At 32.7% G+C, this 21,741-nt stretch carries 20 protein-coding genes and 1 tRNA gene; 17 read left to right on the top strand and 4 right to left on the bottom strand.

The window, feature by feature from the left end; translation table 11 throughout:
* Nucleotides 1-7 precede the first annotated feature (7 nt).
* The 9 genes from LBV24_RS01605 (at nt 8) to LBV24_RS01565 (ending at nt 9,523) form a co-directional block, all read left to right on the top strand.
* Nucleotides 8-1,204, top strand: coding sequence for an FtsW/RodA/SpoVE family cell cycle protein (locus LBV24_RS01605; protein ID WP_224476859.1), 1,197 nt, complete (start codon nt 8-10; stop codon nt 1,202-1,204).
* The gene (gene murG, locus LBV24_RS01600; RefSeq protein WP_224476858.1) at nt 1,204-2,301 is read left to right on the top strand and encodes an undecaprenyldiphospho-muramoylpentapeptide beta-N-acetylglucosaminyltransferase; all 1,098 of its coding nucleotides are present in this window, start codon (nt 1,204-1,206) and stop codon (nt 2,299-2,301) included. The genes LBV24_RS01605 and murG overlap by 1 nt, the downstream gene beginning before the upstream one ends.
* Complete coding sequence (murC, locus tag LBV24_RS01595) at nt 2,298-3,650, top strand: UDP-N-acetylmuramate--L-alanine ligase (protein WP_224476857.1); 1,353 nt, start codon at nt 2,298-2,300, stop codon at nt 3,648-3,650. The genes murG and murC overlap by 4 nt, the downstream gene beginning before the upstream one ends.
* Nucleotides 3,651-3,687: 37 nt before the next feature.
* Nucleotides 3,688-4,359 carry a cell division protein FtsQ/DivIB gene (locus tag LBV24_RS01590; protein ID WP_224476856.1) on the top strand — a complete coding sequence of 224 codons (672 nt, stop codon included), beginning with the start codon at nt 3,688-3,690 and terminating at the stop codon, nt 4,357-4,359.
* Between the two features lie 3 nt (nt 4,360-4,362).
* A complete protein-coding gene (ftsA, locus tag LBV24_RS01585; protein ID WP_224476855.1) occupies nt 4,363-5,697 on the top strand; it encodes a cell division protein FtsA in 1,335 nt (444 codons plus the stop codon).
* A 43-nt stretch (nt 5,698-5,740) separates the two neighbouring features.
* Complete coding sequence (gene ftsZ / locus LBV24_RS01580; RefSeq protein WP_224476854.1) at nt 5,741-7,675, top strand: cell division protein FtsZ; 1,935 nt, start codon at nt 5,741-5,743, stop codon at nt 7,673-7,675.
* Nucleotides 7,676-7,825: 150 nt separating this feature from the next.
* Nucleotides 7,826-8,278, top strand: a complete 453-nt coding sequence (locus tag LBV24_RS01575; RefSeq protein ID WP_224476853.1) for a GatB/YqeY domain-containing protein — start codon at nt 7,826-7,828, stop codon at nt 8,276-8,278.
* Nucleotides 8,279-8,288: 10 nt separating this feature from the next.
* Nucleotides 8,289-8,362: transfer RNA gene (locus tag LBV24_RS01570), tRNA-Arg, on the top strand.
* A 213-nt stretch (nt 8,363-8,575) separates the two neighbouring features.
* Nucleotides 8,576-9,523 (top strand): UDP-glucuronic acid decarboxylase family protein, encoded by a 948-nt coding sequence (locus tag LBV24_RS01565; protein ID WP_224476852.1) that lies wholly within the window; start codon nt 8,576-8,578, stop codon nt 9,521-9,523.
* 67 nt (nt 9,524-9,590) lie between these two features.
* On the opposite strand, the gene LBV24_RS01560 is transcribed toward LBV24_RS01565, so the two are convergent.
* The 4 genes from LBV24_RS01560 to LBV24_RS01545 form a co-directional block, all read right to left on the bottom strand.
* A complete protein-coding gene (locus tag LBV24_RS01560) occupies nt 9,591-10,163 on the bottom strand; it encodes a hypothetical protein (protein WP_224476851.1) in 573 nt (190 codons plus the stop codon).
* 94 nt (nt 10,164-10,257) lie between these two features.
* Nucleotides 10,258-11,322 (bottom strand): nucleotidyltransferase family protein, encoded by a 1,065-nt coding sequence (locus tag LBV24_RS01555; RefSeq protein WP_224476850.1) that lies wholly within the window; start codon nt 11,320-11,322, stop codon nt 10,258-10,260.
* 43 nt (nt 11,323-11,365) lie between these two features.
* Nucleotides 11,366-12,487, bottom strand: a complete 1,122-nt coding sequence (locus LBV24_RS01550) for a phosphoenolpyruvate carboxykinase (ATP) (RefSeq protein WP_224476849.1) — start codon at nt 12,485-12,487, stop codon at nt 11,366-11,368.
* Between the two features lie 16 nt (nt 12,488-12,503).
* Nucleotides 12,504-12,662, bottom strand: coding sequence for a hypothetical protein (locus LBV24_RS01545; RefSeq protein WP_224476848.1), 159 nt, complete (start codon nt 12,660-12,662; stop codon nt 12,504-12,506).
* Nucleotides 12,663-12,860: 198 nt separating this feature from the next.
* On the opposite strand from LBV24_RS01545, the gene gmd reads away from it, so the two are divergent.
* From gmd to LBV24_RS01505, 8 genes are all read left to right on the top strand, one after another.
* On the top strand, nt 12,861-13,976 hold the full coding sequence (gene gmd, locus LBV24_RS01540; RefSeq protein WP_224476847.1) for a GDP-mannose 4,6-dehydratase: 1,116 nt from the start codon (nt 12,861-12,863) through the stop codon (nt 13,974-13,976).
* 105 nt (nt 13,977-14,081) lie between these two features.
* Nucleotides 14,082-15,017, top strand: a complete 936-nt coding sequence (locus tag LBV24_RS01535; RefSeq protein ID WP_224476846.1) for a GDP-L-fucose synthase family protein — start codon at nt 14,082-14,084, stop codon at nt 15,015-15,017.
* A 69-nt stretch (nt 15,018-15,086) separates the two neighbouring features.
* A complete protein-coding gene (locus tag LBV24_RS01530) occupies nt 15,087-15,938 on the top strand; it encodes a class I SAM-dependent methyltransferase (RefSeq protein ID WP_224476845.1) in 852 nt (283 codons plus the stop codon).
* Nucleotides 15,939-15,996: 58 nt separating this feature from the next.
* Nucleotides 15,997-17,436, top strand: coding sequence for a lipopolysaccharide biosynthesis protein (locus LBV24_RS01525; RefSeq protein WP_224476844.1), 1,440 nt, complete (start codon nt 15,997-15,999; stop codon nt 17,434-17,436).
* Nucleotides 17,429-18,544 (top strand): glycosyltransferase family 4 protein, encoded by a 1,116-nt coding sequence (locus LBV24_RS01520; protein WP_224476843.1) that lies wholly within the window; start codon nt 17,429-17,431, stop codon nt 18,542-18,544. Before LBV24_RS01525 ends, LBV24_RS01520 begins: the two co-directional genes overlap by 8 nt.
* The gene (locus tag LBV24_RS01515) at nt 18,525-19,379 is read left to right on the top strand and encodes a sulfotransferase (protein WP_224476842.1); all 855 of its coding nucleotides are present in this window, start codon (nt 18,525-18,527) and stop codon (nt 19,377-19,379) included. The genes LBV24_RS01520 and LBV24_RS01515 overlap by 20 nt, the downstream gene beginning before the upstream one ends.
* A 25-nt stretch (nt 19,380-19,404) precedes the next feature.
* Nucleotides 19,405-20,460, top strand: coding sequence for a glycosyltransferase family protein (locus LBV24_RS01510; protein ID WP_224476841.1), 1,056 nt, complete (start codon nt 19,405-19,407; stop codon nt 20,458-20,460).
* A gap of 108 nt (nt 20,461-20,568) precedes the next feature.
* The gene (locus LBV24_RS01505; RefSeq protein ID WP_224476840.1) at nt 20,569-21,738 is read left to right on the top strand and encodes a glycosyltransferase family 4 protein; all 1,170 of its coding nucleotides are present in this window, start codon (nt 20,569-20,571) and stop codon (nt 21,736-21,738) included.
* Nucleotides 21,739-21,741: the final 3 nt, after the last annotated feature.

Genomic DNA, 21,741 nt, shown 5'->3' with positions numbered 1-21,741 from the left:
GTTAAGCATGCAGAAATTATTAACACAAATAAAAGGGGATAGAGCAATCTGGGCGATTGCAACGTTGTTGGCTATTTTTTCCTTTTTACCTGTCTATAGTGCAGCCAGTAATTTGGCTTATACTCGTGGTGCAGGTAATACCTTTTCTTTTTTTGTTAAGCATTTTATGCATTTATTTCTTGGATTTTCTATTATGTATGGAGTTCATAAGGTTCCATATAGGTACTTCAGAGGATTGTCAATGATAATGTTGCCAATTGTATTTGTATTGCTTTTGGTAACCTTATTACAGGGAACAACAATAGATGGCGCAAATGCAAGTAGATGGATAAAAATACCCATTGTAAATATGTCATTTCAGACATCTACACTAGCGGCTGTTGTGTTAATGGTTTATGTAGCACGTTACCTGTCTAAAATAAAGGATAAAGTTGTTTCATTTAATGAAACTATTATTCCTCTTTGGGCACCTGTATTTCTAATTTTAATATTAATACTTCCTGCAAATTTTTCAACAACAGCTATCATATTTACAATGATTATGATGTTAGCATTTATAGGTGGTTACCCAGTAAAATACTTATTGATAATAATTGGAACTGGAATTTTGGCGCTGACAATGTTTGTCCTAGTGGCAAAGGCTTTTCCTGAGGCTATGCCAAATCGAGTTGATACTTGGATGAACAGGATTGAGAACTTTGCTAATGGAGAGGATACTGAGGCAGATTATCAAATTGAAAAAGCTAAAATTGCTATTGCTTCAGGAGGTATTCAAGGAGTAGGTCCTGGAAAAAGCAGGCAAAAAAACTTTTTGCCACAATCATCGTCAGATTTCATTTTTGCAATAATCATTGAAGAATACGGCTTATTGGGTGGCCTATTCTTATTGGTACTTTATAGTTGGTTGTTATTCAGAATTGTAATTGTATCTCAAAAAGCTGATACCATTTTTGGTAAACTTTTAGTTCTAGGAGTTGGATTGCCTATTGTATTTCAAGCATTAATTAATATGGCCGTTGCCGTGGAGTTATTTCCAGTAACAGGGCAAACACTTCCTTTAATAAGTAGCGGAGGTACTTCCATTTGGATGACATGTTTGGCAATCGGAATAATTCTAAGCGTTAGCGCTAAAAGACAAGAAATAAAGAGCAAGGAAGAAACAGAAAACGATAATCCTTTAGATATTTTAAGCGAAGCGATATAATGGGAAACTATAAATTCATATTATCAGGTGGAGGCACAGGAGGACATATTTATCCTGCCATTGCTATCGCTAACGAATTAAAGGAGCGCTATCCAGATGCTAAATTATTGTTTGTAGGTGCATCCGATAGAATGGAAATGGATAAAGTGCCACAAGCCGGTTATAAAATTGAAGGACTTTGGATTTCTGGAATCCAAAGAAAACTTTCTCTGAAGAATTTAATCTTTCCTTTTAAGCTTATTGCTAGTTTGCTTCGTTCAAGGAAAATTCTAAAAACTTTTAAACCCGATGTTGTTATTGGCACTGGAGGATTTGCAAGTGGGCCATTATTGAAAGTTGCAACAGCTAAGAAGATACCTAGTCTTATTCAAGAGCAAAACTCTTTTCCTGGAATTACTAATCGACTTTTGGCTAAGAAGGTTGATAAAATATGTGTTGCATATGAAGGGTTAGAGCGATTTTTCCCGAAGGACAAACTAAAACTTACTGGCAACCCAATTAGAAAGGACTTACTAGAACTTCAGAATAATTCAATAGAGGCAAAAGACACCTTTAAATTGAGGCATAATAAGCATACATTGCTTGTCTTGGGTGGTAGTTTGGGCGCACGGAGAATTAATCAACTTATTGAGCATAATATAGAATTTTTTGAAGATCAAAATGTTCAAGTAATATGGCAATGTGGTAAGTTGTATTACGATCAATATAAGATTTACAGCAAATTAGATCATATTCAAGTTCATGCGTTTTTAAACCAAATGGAAATGGCCTATGGTGCGGCGGATGTCATTATTTCTAGAGCTGGTGCTATTTCTGTATCTGAAATGTGCGTGGTAGGTAAACCTGTGATTTTTGTGCCCTCTCCCAATGTAGCAGAAGATCACCAGACAAAAAATGCAAAGGCAATTGAGGAAAAAAATGCAGCAATATTAATTATTGAAAAGGACTTGGATGCTAAATTTCAAGACGAATTTTCAGAATTAATTTCTAATGATAATAGAAGGCTTGAGTTGAGCTCAAATATTAAGAAGTTGGCACATACGAATGCAACTAATGAAATCGTAGATGAAATTGAAAAGCTATTAGAAAAGGCATGAATTTGAGTAACATACATAACGTGTATTTTATAGGGATTGGGGGAATTGGCATGAGCGCCATTGCACGTTATTTTGTAGCAAATGGAAAACAAGTCGCTGGTTATGATAGAACGGAAACGGCATTAACAAAAACACTCCAGGAACTAGGTATTGAGATACACTTCAATGAAGATGTAGGCGCAATAGATAATAAGTATAAAATCAAGGAACAGACTGTTGTTGTTTATACGCCTGCCGTGCCTAAAACACATTCTGAATTGATGTTTTTTAATGATAATGATTTCGAGGTATATAAGAGATCCGAAATCTTAGGAGCAATAACACAACACACTTATTGTTTGGCGGTTGCAGGTACGCATGGTAAGACTACTACAACAAGCATGTTGGGTCATTTACTGAACGATTGTGGAGCTCCAGTTACAGCATTTCTTGGTGGAATAAGTGAAAATTATAATTCAAATCTAATTCTAAACGGAACGGAAATAACCGTTGTTGAGGCAGATGAGTTTGACAGATCGTTTTTGACTTTGTCTCCAGATTTGGCTTGCATCACTTCAATGGATGCTGATCATTTGGATATTTATGGAGATGCAACAGAATTAATAAAGTCATTTAAAGACTTCGCTAATTGTATTAAACCAAATGGTAAACTGTATGTAAAAAATGGTTTACCACTTAATGGAATAACATATGGAATTGAAGACTCATCGGATTATTCCGCACAAAACATAAAAATAAATAACGGGAGTTATGTTTTCGATTTTAAAACACCTCTCGAAACTTATAAAGATTTCAGGCTTAGCCTACCTGGTAGACATAATCTGTCGAATGCAATAATAGCCTTGGCGATGGCTGTCGAATACGGGTGCCCTCTCGATCAGCTCGCCAAGGGTTTAGCATCTTATAAGGGTGTTAAACGCAGATTTACCTACCAAATCAAAACTGATGATTTTGTTTTTATTGATGATTATGCCCATCATCCTGAAGAGATAAATGCAGTTTATGATGCAGTTCGGGAAATGTATCCTGGTAAAGAAGTATTAGCAGTTTTTCAGCCTCACCTTTTTAGCAGAACCAAAGACTTTGCAGATGAGTTTGCGCAGAGTCTTTCAAAATTTGATGAGATTATGTTGTTAGATATTTATCCTGCACGTGAGTTGCCATTGGAAGGCATAAGCTCGAACTGGCTTTTAAGCAAAATTAAGAACCCAAATAAAAGATTGATTCAGAAGTCTGGGTTGATCAATGAAATAAAAAATTCAGATGCTCAAATAGTATTAACAATAGGCGCTGGTGATATAGGCGAAGAAGTAGAACGAATAAAAGAAGCACTTTCAATTGCGAATTAATTATAACTATATAAAAATCATTGGTTTAACCTTATTGGTGGGTTTTCTTTTTGCGTTTTCCAATCAAAGAAATAATGCCAGAAAAGTAGATTTGAAAGCACCTGCATTTATTGGTGAAAATAAATTATTCATCACTGATGAAACTGTTAGTAAATTGTTAATACAAAATCAACGGCCACTTACGGAACAACCTAAAGATATTATAGATTTGAACGAATTAGAAATAGCCCTTAATTCTAATTCGATGATTAAGAAAGCAGAAGTGTTTATGTCAGTAAACGGTGAGCTTTACACGGAAATTGAACAGAAACGACCTATTGCAAGAGTAAGCTCAAATGCATCGTATTACATCGATGATGAGGGTTCTTATATGCCTTTATCAAGTAATTATACGGCTAGAGTTCCTCTAGTTACTGGAAACGTTAACAAAAATAGTCTTGAGACAGTTTATGAATTTGCAAGCGCTGTTGATCAAGATGAATTTTTAAAAAAACATGTCATTGAGATTCGTCAGAATGATGACAACACTATAGATTTTAGAATCCGCAAAAGTGATTTAATTGTTCATTTAGGAACATTGAAAAAACTTGATAAGAAAATAAACAATTTTAAGGCCTTTTACCAGAAGGCATTTAAGAATAAAATATTAGAATCTTATACACGGGTTAATCTAAAATTTGATAAACAGGTGATTTGTACCAAAAAGTAAACTATGGAAAATCATAACATAGCGGTAGGATTAGATATTGGAACTACAAAAATTGTGGCCATGATTGGTCGCAAAAATGAATACGGTAAACTTGAAATCCTCGGTGTAGGAAAATCCAAGAGCCTAGGTGTTCATCGTGGAGTAGTTAACAATATTACACAAACAATACAATCTATACAGCAGGCTGCGCAAGAGGCTGAGGTTGCGGCAGGTGAGAAGATTGCTGATGTAACTGTAGGAATTGCTGGTCAGCATATACGAAGTTTACAACATAGTGATTACATCACACGTGCAAATTCAGAGGTTGTAATTGATGAAGCTGATATTGATCGATTAATAAATCAAGTTCACAAATTGGTAATGTTGCCTGGAGAAGAAATAATTCATGTACTGCCACAAGAATTTAAAGTTGATGGTCAAGCGGAAATAAAGGAGCCTATCGGAATGTATGGAGGGAGATTAGAAGCCAATTTTCATGTAGTTGTTGGTCAGGTTTCATCTATAAGAAACATTGGAAGATGTGTAAAAAGTTCCGGGTTACAATTAGAAGGGATTACTCTTGAACCACTTGCATCGGCAAATGCAGTTTTAAGCCAAGAAGAAAAAGAAGCTGGTGTTGCTTTAATTGATATTGGAGGTGGTACTACAGATCTTGCGGTTTTTAAAGATGGCATAATTAGACATACAGCGGTAATTCCTTTTGGAGGTAATGTAATTACTGAAGATATAAAAGAAGGCTGTTCAATAATCGAAAAGCAGGCCGAACTTTTGAAAATTAAATTCGGTTCCGCATGGCCAGGAGAAAATAAGGATAATGAAATTGTTTCAATTCCAGGATTAAGAGGAAGAGAACCGAAGGAGATAACACTTAAAAATTTGTCTAAAATTATACACGCAAGAGTAGTGGAAATTATAGAACAAGTATATGTTGAAATAAAAAATTACGGTCACGAAGAGCAAAAGAAAAAATTGATTGCAGGTATTGTTTTAACAGGTGGTGGAAGTCAGTTAAAACATTTAAAGCAATTAGTAGAATATATAACCGGTATGGATACCAGAATAGGTTATCCTAACGAACATTTAGCAGGAGATAGTGACGATGATATAGCTAGTCCGTTGTTTGCTACTGCTGTTGGTTTAGTAATGGACGGTATTAAACGGCAGGAGCGTAAGCAAGCAGAAGATAATGAAGAAATTGATATCGTACTATCTGAGGAATCAGAACAAGCAACTGAAAATGAAACATTAGCATCTAAAGAGGGAGTTGTTAAAGAAAGACGTTCGTTTTTAGATAAGTTAACCGAGCGTGTTAAAGAGTTTTTAGATAACGCAGAATAATAATTAATTAATCATCATATAAAATCCCATAATCACAAGTAATATGAGTAATAGCAACGAATTTGGAAACATCTCATTTGATTTACCTAAACATCAATCCAACGTTATTAAAGTAATTGGTGTTGGTGGAGGTGGTAGCAATGCCATAAACCACATGTTTCAGCAAGGTATCAAAGGTGTAGATTTCGTTATCTGTAACACAGATGCACAAGCACTTCAAAATAGTGGTGTACCAAATAAAATCCAACTTGGAGTAAACTTAACCGAAGGATTAGGAGCAGGAGCAAATCCAGATGTAGGAGAACAGGCTGCAGTAGAAAGTCTCGAGGACATTCGTAGAATGTTAGACACAAATACCAAAATGGTATTTATAACGGCCGGAATGGGAGGTGGAACTGGAACTGGTGCCGCACCAATCATCGCAAAAATGGCTAAAGAATTAGATATCTTAACTGTAGGTATTGTTACAATGCCATTTCAGTTTGAAGGTAAAATGCGTAATGAGCAGGCTCAAAGAGGGATTGAAAATTTGAGACAACATGTTGATTCCTTAGTTGTGATAAACAATAATAAGTTACGTGAGGTTTATGGGAATTTAGGTTTCAAAGCTGGTTTCTCTAAAGCTGATGAAGTATTGTCAACTGCTTCAAGAGGTATTGCTGAGGTAATAACTCATCATTATACACAAAATATTGATTTACGTGATGCTAAAACCGTTTTAAGTAATAGTGGTACAGCAATTATGGGATCAGCTGCTGCTTCAGGTCAAACAAGAGCACAAGAAGCCATAATGAAGGCGTTAGATTCTCCACTATTGAATGACAATAAAATTACAGGAGCGAAAAATGTATTATTACTTATTGTGTCTGGATCTCAGGAAATCACAATTGATGAAATAGGAGAGATCAATGACCATATTCAGAACGAAGCTGGGCATGGCGCAAATATTATTATGGGTGTTGGTGAAGACGAATCATTGCAAGAATCTATTTCTGTTACAATAATCGCGACAGGATTTAATATTGATCAACAAAATGAAATTTCTAATACAGAGGCCAAAAAAGTAATTCATGCTCTTGAGGAAACACCTAACGAAGAAATAAGTACATCAGAAAAGGAGCCAGCCATCATAACTCCAGATATAGTTTTAGAGGAAGATGTTACAACTCCAATTGTTCGCCACACACTTGTAGATGAAGATGAAGTAGAAAACAATGCTTTAGGCACTGAAGATGTAAATATGGATATAATTCCAACAACAGATTTGTTAAAAAACATGAATGTTGTGTATGAAGAAGTGTTGGATAAAAAACCGGTTGTAAATGAAGAAGAAGATTTTATCATTACTCCAATAGAAAATATTTCTGAGGAAATAATTGATGAGCAAGAGGAGCAAATAACTTTAACTTTTGATTTACCGTTGTCTTCTAATGAGCCAGAAAAAATTGAAGAACCGGGTTCTCAAGAAGAGACAATTTTATTTAGTTTAGATGATGAAGTTAAGGAAATGGATGTAAACGAACCTGTTGAATTAATTTCAGTAACAGAAGTCAATGAAGATGGTGAAAAACGTTATGCGTTAGATGATTTTGAAACATTTGAGTCTTCTATGAATACTGAAGCTAAAACTGCTGAAGTTAAGGAAGAGGTTGTTTTTGAGAAGAAAGTTTTGCCTGTTGAAGAATCAGAAGAAGTTATAGAGGAGGAGATTGATCCTATGAATAGTCCAATTTCTGAACTTATAAAAGCACGCGCTGATGAACGAAGACGTAAAATGAAGGATTTTAATTATAAGTTCAACAATGCAAAAATAGATGAAATAGAAAAGGAGCCTGCTTATAAAAGACAGGGTGTGAATTTAGAAGATGTACAACATTCTTCTGAAGATAATACTTCTAGAATGTCCATCGGGACAGACGATAACGATGAAATTCAGTTAAGAAGTAATAATTCATTCCTGCACGATAACGTCGATTAATAGCAAATCAGATTAATGTGTTAACGCACCTAAGTCTAGCCCAAAAAGTCCCTCAGCTTTTTGGGTTTTTTCATTTCATTTTTAAATAATATAGTAGCAGAAAAGAAGCTAAATCTTTAGTATCTTCGTATTCCAAAATTTTTTAAAATTATGAGTTTACAAGACGATGTAATGACTGCCATGAAAAAGGCAATGAAAGAGAAAGATCAGACAGCTCTAGCGGCGTTAAGAGCTATTAAATCTGCTATATTATTAGAACAAACATCATCAGGCGGTAGTGAGGAATTAACTGAAGAGCAAGAGTTGAAACTATTGCAAAAGCTTGTGAAACAACGGAAGGATAGTGCGGCAATTTATCTTGAACAAGATAGAAAGGATTTGGCATTGCCAGAAATAGACCAAGCAGAAGTTATAAGTCAATTTTTACCAGAAGCTTTAAGTGAAGAAGAAATAGAGAGAATAGTAGTAATGACTATTGATGAAATTGGAGCGCAAGGAATGAAGGATATGGGTAAAGTAATGGGAATTGTAAATAAAGAATTAGCTGGTCGTGCTGACGGTAAAACCATTTCGACCATTGTAAAAGCTAAACTAACTCAATAATATAAATTTAGGCCACGTAGCTCAGCTGAATAGAGCACTGGATTTCGGCTCCAGCGGTCGTAGGTTTGAATCCTACCGTGGTCACTAATATTTTTAAACATATAAATTTCTAAGCATCCTTGAGAATTTTTCTTTGTTTAAAATGAATACAAATGGTCATTCCATCAATAATTTTGAAAGCAATTAAATAGCTCCGATTTGGGAATTAAATAATTACTTCAATTTATTACAAAAGTTTTTATTTGTTGAAACACATAAAAAATAAATAAAGCTTATTTTTGGGAAAAATCTATTTTAATGAAAAGAATTTTAGTTACAGGAGGTGCCGGATTTGTTGGTTCTCATTTGTGTGAGAGATTGTTAAAAGAGGGTAATGAAGTAATTTGTTTGGATAATTACTTTACTGGCTCTAAACGCAATATAGAACATTTGATGGATCATCACTATTTTGAATTAGTTAGGCACGATGTCACATCACCTTACATGATTGAGGTTGATGAAATTTATAATTTAGCTTGTCCAGCCTCTCCAGTTCATTATCAATATAACCCTATTAAAACAACAAAGACTTCTGTAATGGGAGCGATTAATATGTTAGGTCTTGCTAAACGTGTTAAAGCAAAAATATTGCAAGCGTCTACTAGCGAGGTTTATGGAGATCCAACTGTTCATCCTCAAAAGGAATCGTATTGGGGTAATGTGAATCCAATCGGATTGAGGTCATGCTATGATGAGGGTAAGCGTTGTGCTGAGACTTTATTTATGGATTACCATATTCAAAATCAAGTAAAAATTAAAATTATAAGAATTTTTAACACCTATGGACCAAGGATGCATCCTCAAGACGGAAGGGTGGTTTCCAATTTTATTGTACAGGCGTTAAAAGGTGATGATATTACGATATTTGGTGATGGTTTGCAGACAAGAAGCTTTCAGTATGTAGATGATTTGGTCGAAGGTACTGTGAGGATGATGAATTCTAGAGAAGGATTTTTAGGACCTGTGAACATTGGAAATCCAAATGAATTCACAATGCTTCAATTAGCACAGGAAGTTATTGATTTAACTGGCTCAAAATCAAAACTTACATTTAAGCCATTACCTCAAGATGATCCTATGCAACGTCAACCAGATATTAGTTTAGCCTATAAGGAATTGAATGGTTGGGAACCAAAGGTACAACTAAAGGAAGGACTAAGACATACGATTGAGTATTTTGATAATCTTTTGAAGGAAGGATATTAATAAAACAATTATTTTAAGAATATAATTATAATAAAAGTCTCCTTAATTGGAGACTTTTATTTTTCCTTTATAAAGCAAAGAAAGCTTGTATATGGGTTTGATAATGATTATTATCAATACCACTATCTGAATGATCTAGAGCAAATTTACCAATTACCTGAGCTCTTATCCCAATAGTTTGTCTTCTGTTTAACCAGAATAAAATTCCACCACCTAAATTAAAGGATAGGTTTGTGTTTTCAATACTAAATAGTCCAAAACCAGAATTAGCATAAAAGTCTATCCAATCTGCCTCAGGAAAAATATGTTTACCAAAATAATATTTGACATGGGTATCAAATGATAGATATGAATAATCTTCTAGGAGCAATATTCCGTCTATATCGTCTCCCTCTTCAAATGAATTAATAGTAATAGATTGTTCCACCGCAAGGCCAGAATTCCATTTTAATTCTACAGCAGCAGATACAGGTATGTTAATTGCCCAATCACCCATGCCACCAACAGGAGATTTTGTTCCTTGGCTATTAATAGCATTTAAACCGGCACCTAGAAACCACTCCTTTGTGTTACTTCCTTGTTGAGCGATTATATTAGATGAAATAGTTAGGAGTGCTAATACTATTAAGAACTTTCTCATAAAGACTTTTCAAATAATTATAAGCCAAAGTTAAACTTTAAAAGCTATAAAACAAATAGTTAAACTCATAACTCTTTAGCAAAAAGAAACGTGACTACGTCTTTGATAATAATTTTAATCTTAAATGATTAATTATTCGTTTTCTGTCCTTCCATGTGGCGCCTCTATAATCGCTATTAATTACAAAGAATACAAATCTTGGAATTAATTCACCTAAATATGAATAAACAGATAAAGTTTTATACCAAACTTTATGAAACCACTTATTGTTAAGTTTAAAATTTAAAAACCGAGTAGACTTAATTGTTGTTATATTATTAAAGTCTTTAAAAAATCCATTTGAGCGATAAACATATTGTTTGACTAATTTTGTGTTAAAATAGTTTTTTGTTAGATCAATCTCATATTTTTTGTTTAAGACAAGTGTGTCAAATGATGCTCTAAAATTTAATCCTTTATATAAATGCCCTTTGTCATTAATTTGATAGTTAAGTATATTATGTAGCGACAAGTGTTGTAAGCTAGGTATGTATAAACTTTTGTAAATTACTTTATTATCTATAATATTTGAATTCGTTAGATACTTATGTTGATATGAAATAAATAGTTTCCTATGCAGTTCCACAGCACAAATATGCTTTTTTGTTGTAAGTCTAGGGAGATGCTTGTGCTCAAAAAAATGGTTTCCTAAGGTTTGTTTTAATGGTGTATAGGACTCGTTTTTGAGCAATTCAAATGCCTTTTCTAAATCTGATTCTGCGATAAGTATATCAATATCACCAATCATTCGTTCAGAGATATCATCATAATAATCGCCCACGAGTAGTGCAGCCCCTTTTAAAAAGACATATTCAATATGATGTTCATCTAATAATTGAGCTAAGTTCTTTACTTGTACTATTATAGCTAAATTTCTTTCACGATTTAGTTCTGTAATTTCTTTTAAATAGGCCTCTAATTCTTCCGGAATAACATCTAATAGTTTTTTTGATTTTAGCCTACAGTAAATAGTAGGTAAGACCAAATGGCTACTACCAACTTTTACCAATGAATCCCAATCTAAAGTGTTACTCTTTAATTGCGATTTCAAAGACCCATCCTCAGATTCAAAACTTAAGATGTCTGCTATGAGTCGATATGTATTTAAAAGGCTTCCCATTTATTTAGGATAAATATACTAATGAATTAGAGCTGTATTGTTTTTATGATTCAAATAACTCGTTAACCGTGTCAATCATACTTTTGTTGTCACTGTAAGTTAATTTGTACAGTCTAACTGTTTTTAGCCATTCTAAAAACGCATCAGCATGTTCTGGTAAGGGAGAAAGCCATGACTCTGGAATTAAGGTTTCCAAAATGTCTTTAACGGAAATTTCCAAAAGTTCAGTATTGGTATTTGGTGTGTAGTTAACCAGTACAATAGATTTGCATGGATAATAATTCTTAGGTGGTTTTGGGCTCGGAAAATATCTTAGAGGGCCTTTTGATGTATTAAATTCTGTGATAGGGATATCTTCGAAATTATCAATTAAAGGCTTTAAAACTTCGGTTGCTCCAGACTTTAATGAAATTCCATTAGGATTATGGTAAATAGAGGTATTTTTAGCAAGCATAGGGGAAACATCGTCAGCAAGTAAATAAAATCCATTGGTTACTAAAATACTGCTCAATGTACTTTTACCGCTACCTGATTCTCCTATAAATAAAATGCATGTTTTGTCATCTGTAATTGCGGACCCATGAAATGTCCCTAACCAGTCAGATTCTTCTTTTTCATATATTTCACATAGAATATGCATAGTAAATTTACCTCTAAGGAAATGATAATCTTTCTTAGGTGTTTTTAAAATACAGGATTGATTCTTAAACAATAGTAAATGATCATCTCTAAGAAAAATATCGAATACTGAATCAGCAATTCTATTGGAATCACATTCTAAATGAGCAATAGCAGGATGAATAATTTTTGCGACAAGTTCTGAGTCAAAGTAGACTTTAATTATTTTGCCATTGATTTTATATGTTTTTTGAATTTTTCTATAATCAGCAATAAAAGATTCGTTCAGTGAAGTCTCAGATTCTGACCTCGTATTACAAGCTATTAAGTAGTTTTCAATATCATTAAGGATATTCTCAATTAATTCAGTTGACTTAAGAGATGTAATTTTCTCCTTAAAACTAGATTTTGAGTTCGATTTTAAATAAGTGTCCAAGGTCTTTTTAAACCCCTCATCAACAACACTGTAACTGTTTGAAATAGCATACCACAGCACCCAATTATTGCCATATAAATACTCATATGTTGGTGCTAATTCATTTTTCAAAATTATATTTGTAAGATTAACCTAAAGGATTTCCTCCTGGATCCGGAGGAGTGGAATCCGCCTGCGCCTTGAGTGGATTTAAAATTGAAAATGTACCTACGGCAGTAATAGCGGCATATTTCCCCATTTTTTTTATGGCTTCTTTACGCGTTAGTATTTTTTTTTCTTCGTTCATAGTATGGGATCATATTTATCTCAAAAATAGTAAAATTAATCATTTTAATAAGTAAATTATGTAAAAGGATAAATATATGATACCACTTAATCAAATATTATTCTGTTAATTAGTTTAATTGCCTTTATACGGTAAGTCCCCTAAAATATTTTAGATTTGTGTAGCATCAATAATTTGATGATAATATAAATTTTAATAATGAGCAAAGTCGCATTTATTACTGGCGTTACTGGTCAAGATGGAGCCTATTTAAGTGAGTTTCTTCTTAAGAAAGGATATGTCGTCCATGGTCTAAAAAGACGCTCATCACTTTTTAATACAGATAGAATAGATCATTTATATCAAGATCCGCATGTAGATCACCAAAATTTCTACTTGCATTATGGCGATATGACGGATAGTACTAATCTTATACGTTTAATAAAAGAAATACAGCCAGATGAGATCTACAATTTGGCGGCAATGAGCCACGTAGCCGTGTCTTTTGAAATTCCAGAATATACAGGGAATACTGATGGTTTGGGTACTTTGCGAATTCTGGATGCTGTGCGTTTACTTGGTTTGGAGGAGAAGACTAGAATTTATCAGGCTTCAACCTCAGAATTATATGGTAATGTACAAGAGGTGCCACAATCTGAAAATACGCCATTTTATCCTAGGTCACCTTATGCTGTAGCCAAAATGTATGCCTACTGGATTACTGTTAATTATAGAGAAGCATATAACATGTTTGCTTGTAATGGTATTCTGTTTAATCATGAATCGCCAATTCGTGGAGAAACATTTGTAACTCGAAAAATTACTCGTGCCGTGAGCAGAATAGCATTAGGATTACAAAATAAATTTTACCTGGGTAATTTAGAAGCCCAACGTGATTGGGGCCATGCAAAAGATTATGTTCGTATGATGTGGATGATCCTTCAGGCAGATGAGGCTGAGGATTGGGTTATAGCTACAGGTAAAACAACCAAGGTCAGAGATTTTGTGAAAATGAGTTTTGCGGAGGTTGGGATCGAACTTAAGTTTAAAGGAGAGGGCGCAGAGGAGAAGGCATATGTCTCAAAATGTAATAATCCTGATTATCAATTAGTGATTGGTAAGGAGGTATTGGTTGTAGATCCAAGATATTTTAGACCAACTGAAGTAGATTTGTTGGTTGGTGATGCTTCAAAAGCAAAGCAAAAATTAGGTTGGGAATGTGAATATTCCTTAAAAGATTTAATTAAGGAGATGATGCAGAGTGATTTAAAACTAATGCAAAAGCAACAGTACCTAGAAGATGGTGGCTATACAACGATGAATTATTTTGAATAGGGCCGAGCGTTATAAATGCATCCAGTGGATGTATTTAGCGAAGGAGCCAGCTGGCGCCAGGAATAATACTATTTCGCATCAATCTGAGGTTTTTTATTTTACAGTATGACAATTATTAATAATGATTCAAAAATTTATATCGCTGGCCATAATGGTATGGTTGGTTCTGCAGTTTGGCGAGCGTTAGTAGCTAAAGGCTATAACAATATCATTGGTAATTCGCGTAAGGAATTGGATCTAAGAGATCAAAAGCAGGTTATGGATTTTATGCAATCTGAACAACCACAAGTTGTTGTAGATGCAGCAGCAAAAGTTGGTGGGATTTTGGCCAATAGTGAAAATCCTTACCCATTCTTAATGGAGAATTTGCAAATACAAAATAATCTAATTGATGCGGCCCATAAAAATGCTGTGCCGAAATTCGTCTTTTTGGGCAGTTCTTGTATTTATCCGAAAATGGCACCACAGCCTTTGAAAGAACAGTATTTATTAACAGATAGTTTAGAACCCACTAACGAGTGGTATGCCATTGCAAAAATTGCTGGCGTAAAGGCCTGTGAGGCGATTCGAAAACAATACGGTAAAGATTTTATGAGTCTTATGCCAACAAATTTATATGGACCCAATGATAATTTTGATTTAAAGTCGTCACATGTCCTACCTGCTATGATTAGGAAATTTCATGAAGCAAAACTAAACAATCATACCACTGTTATATTATGGGGAAGTGGTTCTCCCCTGCGCGAATTTTTGCATGTAGATGACTTAGCACAAGCCGTTGTTTTTTCCATAGAAAACAAATTACCAGAACATTTATACAATGTAGGTTATGGTGAAGATTTATCTATTAGAGAATTAGCAACAACTATCCAAAAAATAGTTGGACACAATGGAAAAATTGAATGGGATAGTACTAAACCAGATGGTACACCCCAAAAACTTTTGGATAGCTCCAAATTGCAGGCTTTAGGGTGGAATCCAAAAATAGGTTTAAAACAGGGAATTAAAAAAACTTACGAGTGGTATTTGAGGAGTTATTGATGAATAATATTTTTCAGTTAATTGAGATGATAAGAAAGGGTGAAGGATTTAGTATAAAATTCAGTCTTAATGAGTAGGGTTTATAGTTGTGATTTATGTGATAGTGGTAGTTTTCATACTAAGTTAAAATTAACGCGTAGTTTGGGAATTACTGATGACGCCAAATTTAATGTAGTTAAATGTAAAGCTTGTGGATTGCATTCTCTACATCCAATTCCTGATGATGATGAGTTTAAACTAATATACAAGTATTATGCCCAAAAGGGAAATAGGCTTGATGTAGAGAATAAACGTCTAAAGGAAGTATATCCACGAAAGGTTGAATTTATTCAGAAGTATTTTAAAGATGCTAAGACTGTATTAGATATTGGTGCGGGAAACGGTGGATTTGTCTCTTTGGCCTCGTCAATGGGATATGATGTTATTGGAATAGAACTAGAGAAAAGTCAGGTTGAATTGGCAAAACAAGTCTTTAAGGTTGACTTAATCCACTCTTCAATTGAAGATTTCTCTAAAATTGAACATCGGAAGTTTGATGTAATAAACCTGCATCATGTTTTTGAACATGTTCAAGAACCTTTTAATATTCTCATGATTATTAAGAGGCTTTTAAGTCCAAATGGAATTGTTCTTATTGAAGTACCTAATCAGTTTTTTAGATTTCCAAACAAGTTATATTTTGAGCTTGGATTGAAAGATTATAGAAAACCTTATAATCCATACCATCATTTATATTTTTATTCTAAAAAACATTTGCTAAGTTATTTTAATAAAACTGGTTTTGATGTAGTATTTTTTAACGATAAAATGCCTGCAATTAATGTGAAACATCGCGCAAAAAACTTAATTTCAAAAGCATTTAATCTTTCTCCTTCTCATATTTTTGAGATGGTACTTCAAAATAAATTAAATAATCTATAGATTAATACCTTTAATAAGGTCAATAAAATTGGAATCTTTTTCAGAGGATTGTATATAAATGAGTAGAAGTTTAAAACATTACAGTTGGAGCGCAATACAAAAATTGGGTACTCAAATTATCAGCTTTATTGGGAATGTTTTGATTGCTCGTCAATTATCACCAGATGATTATGGTCTCATTGCCATGCTAGCCATATTTATGAGTATAGCTATGAATTTTACCGAATCTGGATTTGCAGATTATCTTATTCGAGATGCCAACGCAACTTCAAAGGAATTTTCAATTGTTTTTGTTCACAACTTGGTGTTTGGAGTTATGTTTTTTCTTTTACTTTTTAGTTTGGCACCTTTAATTGCCAAATTCTACGAAAGACAGGAAATCATTGAAATTACAAGAGTTCTTGCACTTAATATTATCCTAAAAGCACTTTATCTGTCTGAGTTTACTAGAATGCGAAAGGAGTTGGAGTTTAAAAAGCTAGCCATTATTCAAATAATTTCTGCGGCCCTTTCAGTTTCGATTGGCTTTACTATGGCTTTGGATGGATGGGGTTATTGGGCACTAGTAGCCCAAATTTTAAGTATGAGTTTTGTTTCAATAATAATGATTTTTGTTTTAAACAATTGGAAACCAGAGTTATATTTTGATTGGAATTCGTATAAGGTTATGCGCAGATTTGGGAATAATATGTTGATATCCTATTTTACAAATCAAATAGGAGCAAATCTATATTCGGTCATTATTGGGAAAGTTTACAGCTCTGCGATATTAGGGTTTTACAATCAAGCAGAAAAAATTAATAAGATAGGTTTTCAAAGCATCAATGGTGTTTTACTTACAACGTCTTATTCTTTATTGGCGAAAGAGCAAGACAAAACTAAACGACGTGGCATGTACATTACCCTTCTAAGTCATTTTGTGTTTGTACATTTAACAATAAGCGCCTTACTTATTACTGTAGCTCATCCATTTATTGGATTGGTGTTTGGTGTAAATTGGTTGCCCACTGTGCCTTTCTTAAAATTAATTCTGCTTTCATTTATCATGCAACCTTTAGTTACTGTAAATGCTAATATCATTAAAATAGAAAACAAACCTCAATTGTACCGTAACTTAACATTTTTGAGAAACGGATTAATGTTTATAGCCTTGGTATTTACCTTTAATTATGGTGTTTCTACTATGATTATTGGACAAATTGGTGCAAGGGTTGTATCTGCCTTGGCAGATGTTTTAATTTGTGGTAAATATGTAGGTTTATTTCCTAAGCTTCAATTAAGTATTTTCATAAAACAGCTTGCCGTCCCTTTTATATCATTTGCGTTGGCTTATTTTTCACTTTTACGCCTAGAACCGGATTCATTTTTTATGAAACTTTTTGTTTCAGCGATAGTGTATCTCGTATCTTTGATAATATTAAACTTGGTTTTAAAAAATAATACATTTATTGGAATTTTAGAAAAACTGAATCTTCTAAATCGGAAAATTTATGAGTAAAAAAGTACTCATAGTGCACTTGGGGCATTGGGATCAATTGCAGGGAGGAGCAGAACAACAACTTGAATATTTGACGAAATATTTAATAAGTATTGGTAATGAGGTCCATCGGATTTTTTTAAATGTGAATAATAAGCCAATTAAGAGTTCAGAAGTTAGTCATTATTCAATAACACTTAAGCAGAAACTCTCTATTATTGGAAAAAATTGGTTTATATATAAAGAAGAAATTTATGGAATTGCAAAGCAAATTGATCCGGATTTGCTTATAACGAGGTCATATACATCATGGGCTGGTATAGTCGCAAAATTTGCTGGTCAAAGAAAAAAGAAACATTTACATTTTATTGCGAGCGATATTGAATTAAATTTTTCTCTTAAAACGATTAATTGGTCAAAACCATTGAATTTAATCGAACATTATTACTATAAGAAAGTCTATCATTTTAATTCAAAAATTATAGTTCAAAACGAATTTCAAAAAGAGGCTTTAAGTAGATGGTATTCAAAGAATGGACATAAAATTACTCAAGCTTGTCCGATTAGTGATGAAAGGTTAATAGAAAAAGATACTGATGGACTTAAAATTGTATGGATTGGAAATTTTAAGGCAATCAAAAGACCAGATTTATTTATAACAATTGCGGATTATTTCTCAAACAATTGTAATTACAAGTTTACCATGGTAGGAGGTTTTGTAGAGAAGAGGTATGAAAACCTACTTAAAAGTCATATCAATAATTTGAACTTTGAATATACAGGTGAATTAAGTAATGATCATGTAAATTCTATTCTAAATAAATCTCACATTCTTATCAACACAAGTTTTGTAGAAGGCTTTTCTAATACTTTTTTACAAGCATGGATGCGAAAAAATATTGTGATAAGCTTGAATTCAAATCCTGATGATATTTTAACTAACAATGACTTTGGATTTTTAACTGGAACGGTTGAAAATACTGTAAGAACCTTAAAATATGTTTTCAAAAACAGATCTTCTATTACCCAATTGGGAAATAATGCACGAAATTATACTATTCAAAACCATAGTTTTGAAAAGGTGTATTCTAAGATTTATGAATTATTAAATGAAGAGAACAATCATTAATATTTTAGGTGCAGGAAGGTCTGGTACGACAATGCTGGATCTAATGCTTGGAAATGACCATAAATCCTTTTCTTTAGGAGAAGTCCATGCCTGGTTCAGACCGTTTAGAAAGCATCATTTTTATATTGATTGTAATTGTGGTAACAAGAATTGTGAATTTTGGAAAAAAATCAAAGATTTTAACGAACAAGAATTTCACAAAAAAGCATTTGATTCTCTTGGAGTGAAGTTTTTAGTTGATTCTTCAAAATTTTTACCTTGGGTTATAGATGTTAATTTATATTATGCCAAGTCAGAAATTGAAACGATAAATCTTATTATTTATAAACCAATTATAGACTACGTATATTCAGTCTGGAAAAGAGGTGAGGAAATTGATGTTGCAATTAAACGATTTAAAGCCTACTACCAAAGATTTTTAGAATCAGGGATTGAAGCATACTCCATTAACTATTCCGAATTGGTTGAAAATACAGAAGTAGTTTTAAATAGAGTGGTTACATTAACTAATCAACCAAAAATTGAAAATAGGTCGCATTTTTGGAAAAAAGACCACCACCATTTATTTGGAAGTGGAGGTATTAGAAAACAGGTTAGAAAAGGAACGTTAGTTATTAAAAAAGATGTAAAATATTCTAATGAATTTAATTTAGTCAAGGAAGAAATTATTGGAAAGATTAAGTTAGATCGACAATTGAATTATATTCTTCAGGAATTAAGAAAAATAGATATTAATACCACCTCAAGGGAACTTGGACAAAAAAGATTGAAAAAACCCTTGTGGTATTATCAATTAAAAATGAAGAATAAAATAAAGTCTATTTTACCAGAATAAAGTCTACTTGATTGGATAGTAAAGAATGAAATCAGTCCTAATAGTATCTAAAAGACAATATGGTTATCATACCGATTCTTATGAGTTGGCAAAGTTTCTCGCCAGGGAGTTTGATGTACACTATTTTTGTTTTGACGCGTATCAAGAAAGAATTGAAGGAAATGGAGTAAATGTTATTTACGTGTCGAGTAAAGGCCATTATTTGATAAAAGCACTCAGATTTATAAGATATGCAATCAAAGAAGTTAAAAAAGACTACAGTTTTAGGTTTATGGTTTATTTTAGTTTTTGCTCTTTGGTTAGATTATTCTCAAGAAAAAGAGTAGTTCTTGATATTCGAACAGGCAGTATACAAGAATCAAAAATACAACGTAAGGTAGATAATTGGTTTAGAGGCTTTGAATCTATCTTCTTTAACAGAGTAACGATTATCTCAAAAGGTCTTAGAGAAAAATTAAACATACCTGTTAAGAAAACTTATATTTTACCTTTGGGAGCAAACTCTATTTCTAAGGTGATAAAAAAATTTGACTATCCAAGATTGTTCTACATCGGAACATTTTATAATCGTAACATTCAAGATACAATAATTGGGTTATCTATATTTTTAAAAAAATTCAATCACTTAAAAATAGATGTATCCTATGATATTGTTGGTTCAGGTTCAGGTTCAGAGATTTTGGAACTAAAGAAGTTAGTTAAGAGACTTAATTTAGAGAAAAATGTTGTTTTACATGGAAGATTAAACCACAATCAGGCTCGGCAATTTTTTGATGTATGTAATGTTGGTATTTCATATGTTCCTTTAACTACATATTTTAATCATCAACCACCAACAAAAACCTTTGAGTATATCCTATCTGGTATAGCTTGTTTGGCTACAAAAACGCATGAAAATGAACGCCTTATTGGCAAAATAAATGGTATTCTCCACGAGGATTCGCCAGAGGGATTTGCCTTAGGTTTGGAAGAAATTTATTCTTCGTTTGCAAATTATGATTCTAAGGTTATCGCAAATTCGCTTCCTGAATATAACTGGGAATCAATATTTAAAAGATTTAGAACTGAATTTATGGGTTGATGACTAATAATAAATTTTAGTAATTAGAATAAATCATCAAATAAGACTAATTATGCTATATGATTACCTCCATAATTTTATTTATGGATAATTTAACTTTATTTATTTATGAGATTTAACAAGTATGATTTGGCGGTTATTTCACCCGGATACTCACATTACAATTTTCACTTCATTGATGAGCTTAATAAGCTGTCGGTAAGGGGTTATAACATTAAAGTTGTTTTCATAAGAGGGATTAGGGAGAATACAGATTTTTATAGCTACCATAATATTAATGATAATCTGGTAATTAAATCATGCAATTTTAAAGGTTTAAGAGTTAATCATTACTCACTTTTTCAAGCTTTAAATCTATTTTTAATTTTATTAAAAACCTTAGTTCAAAGTAAATCAATTCTGACATCGACTCAGGCACCATTGCATAGCAAATTTGCTTATATAATTTCAAGATTATTAATCAAAAGACTTGCCATAATAGTAGAACAATGGGAAGATTATGAAACCAAAAGTTTCTTCATGAAATCTTACAAACAATTTGGGTATTATTTGATTAAAACGGCTCATACGGTTTTTGTTCATGGAAAAGCGCAGGAAAATTTTGTGTCTGATTTTTTAAAAAGAAAAAAAAGAGTTGAAATCTTACCATTTCTTTCAAAATCAACGAATACTAATAAGAATTTTGGTAAAAACAGAAATATAATTACCATCTTGTATTTTGGTAGAATAACAGAACAAAAGGGCTTAGATATTTTGATTCAAGCATATAATTTAATTTCAACAAATCAGAAAACGAAACTACTAATTTGTGGTGGAGTTGATGAAAATTTCTTTTGGGAAAGTGAGGAATCTAAAAATTTTCTAAAGTACTGTAAAGAACTGGCTAAAACAAATCAAAGCATTGTTTTTAAAGGTCATGTCAAACCTGAACAAAAAGATGAATTTTTTGGTCAAGCTGATATTTTTGTCCATCCCCACAAACTTTTTAAGAATAAATCTGATGGATGGGGTTTGGTGGTCAATGAGGCATTATCTAATGGCCTACCCATAATAATTACTAATAGGGTTGGTAGTGCAACAACTTTAGTGAAGCATAATAAAAATGGTTATATTATAGAACCTAGTGATATCAATCAATTGAAGAGAAAGTTGGAAGTGCTAATAGAAAATGAGGATTTAAGAAAGAATTTTTCAAATTTCTCCTTAGATATATTCAAAGAATATCACAAGCCAAGTAGGCAAGGTGAACTTATAGAATCATTCATACTAAAGAAGTAAAAC

The organism is Winogradskyella vincentii, from assembly GCF_020166345.1.
Classification (GTDB): domain Bacteria; phylum Bacteroidota; class Bacteroidia; order Flavobacteriales; family Flavobacteriaceae; genus Winogradskyella; species Winogradskyella vincentii.
This window is presented reverse-complemented; position numbering and strand designations above follow the sequence as displayed.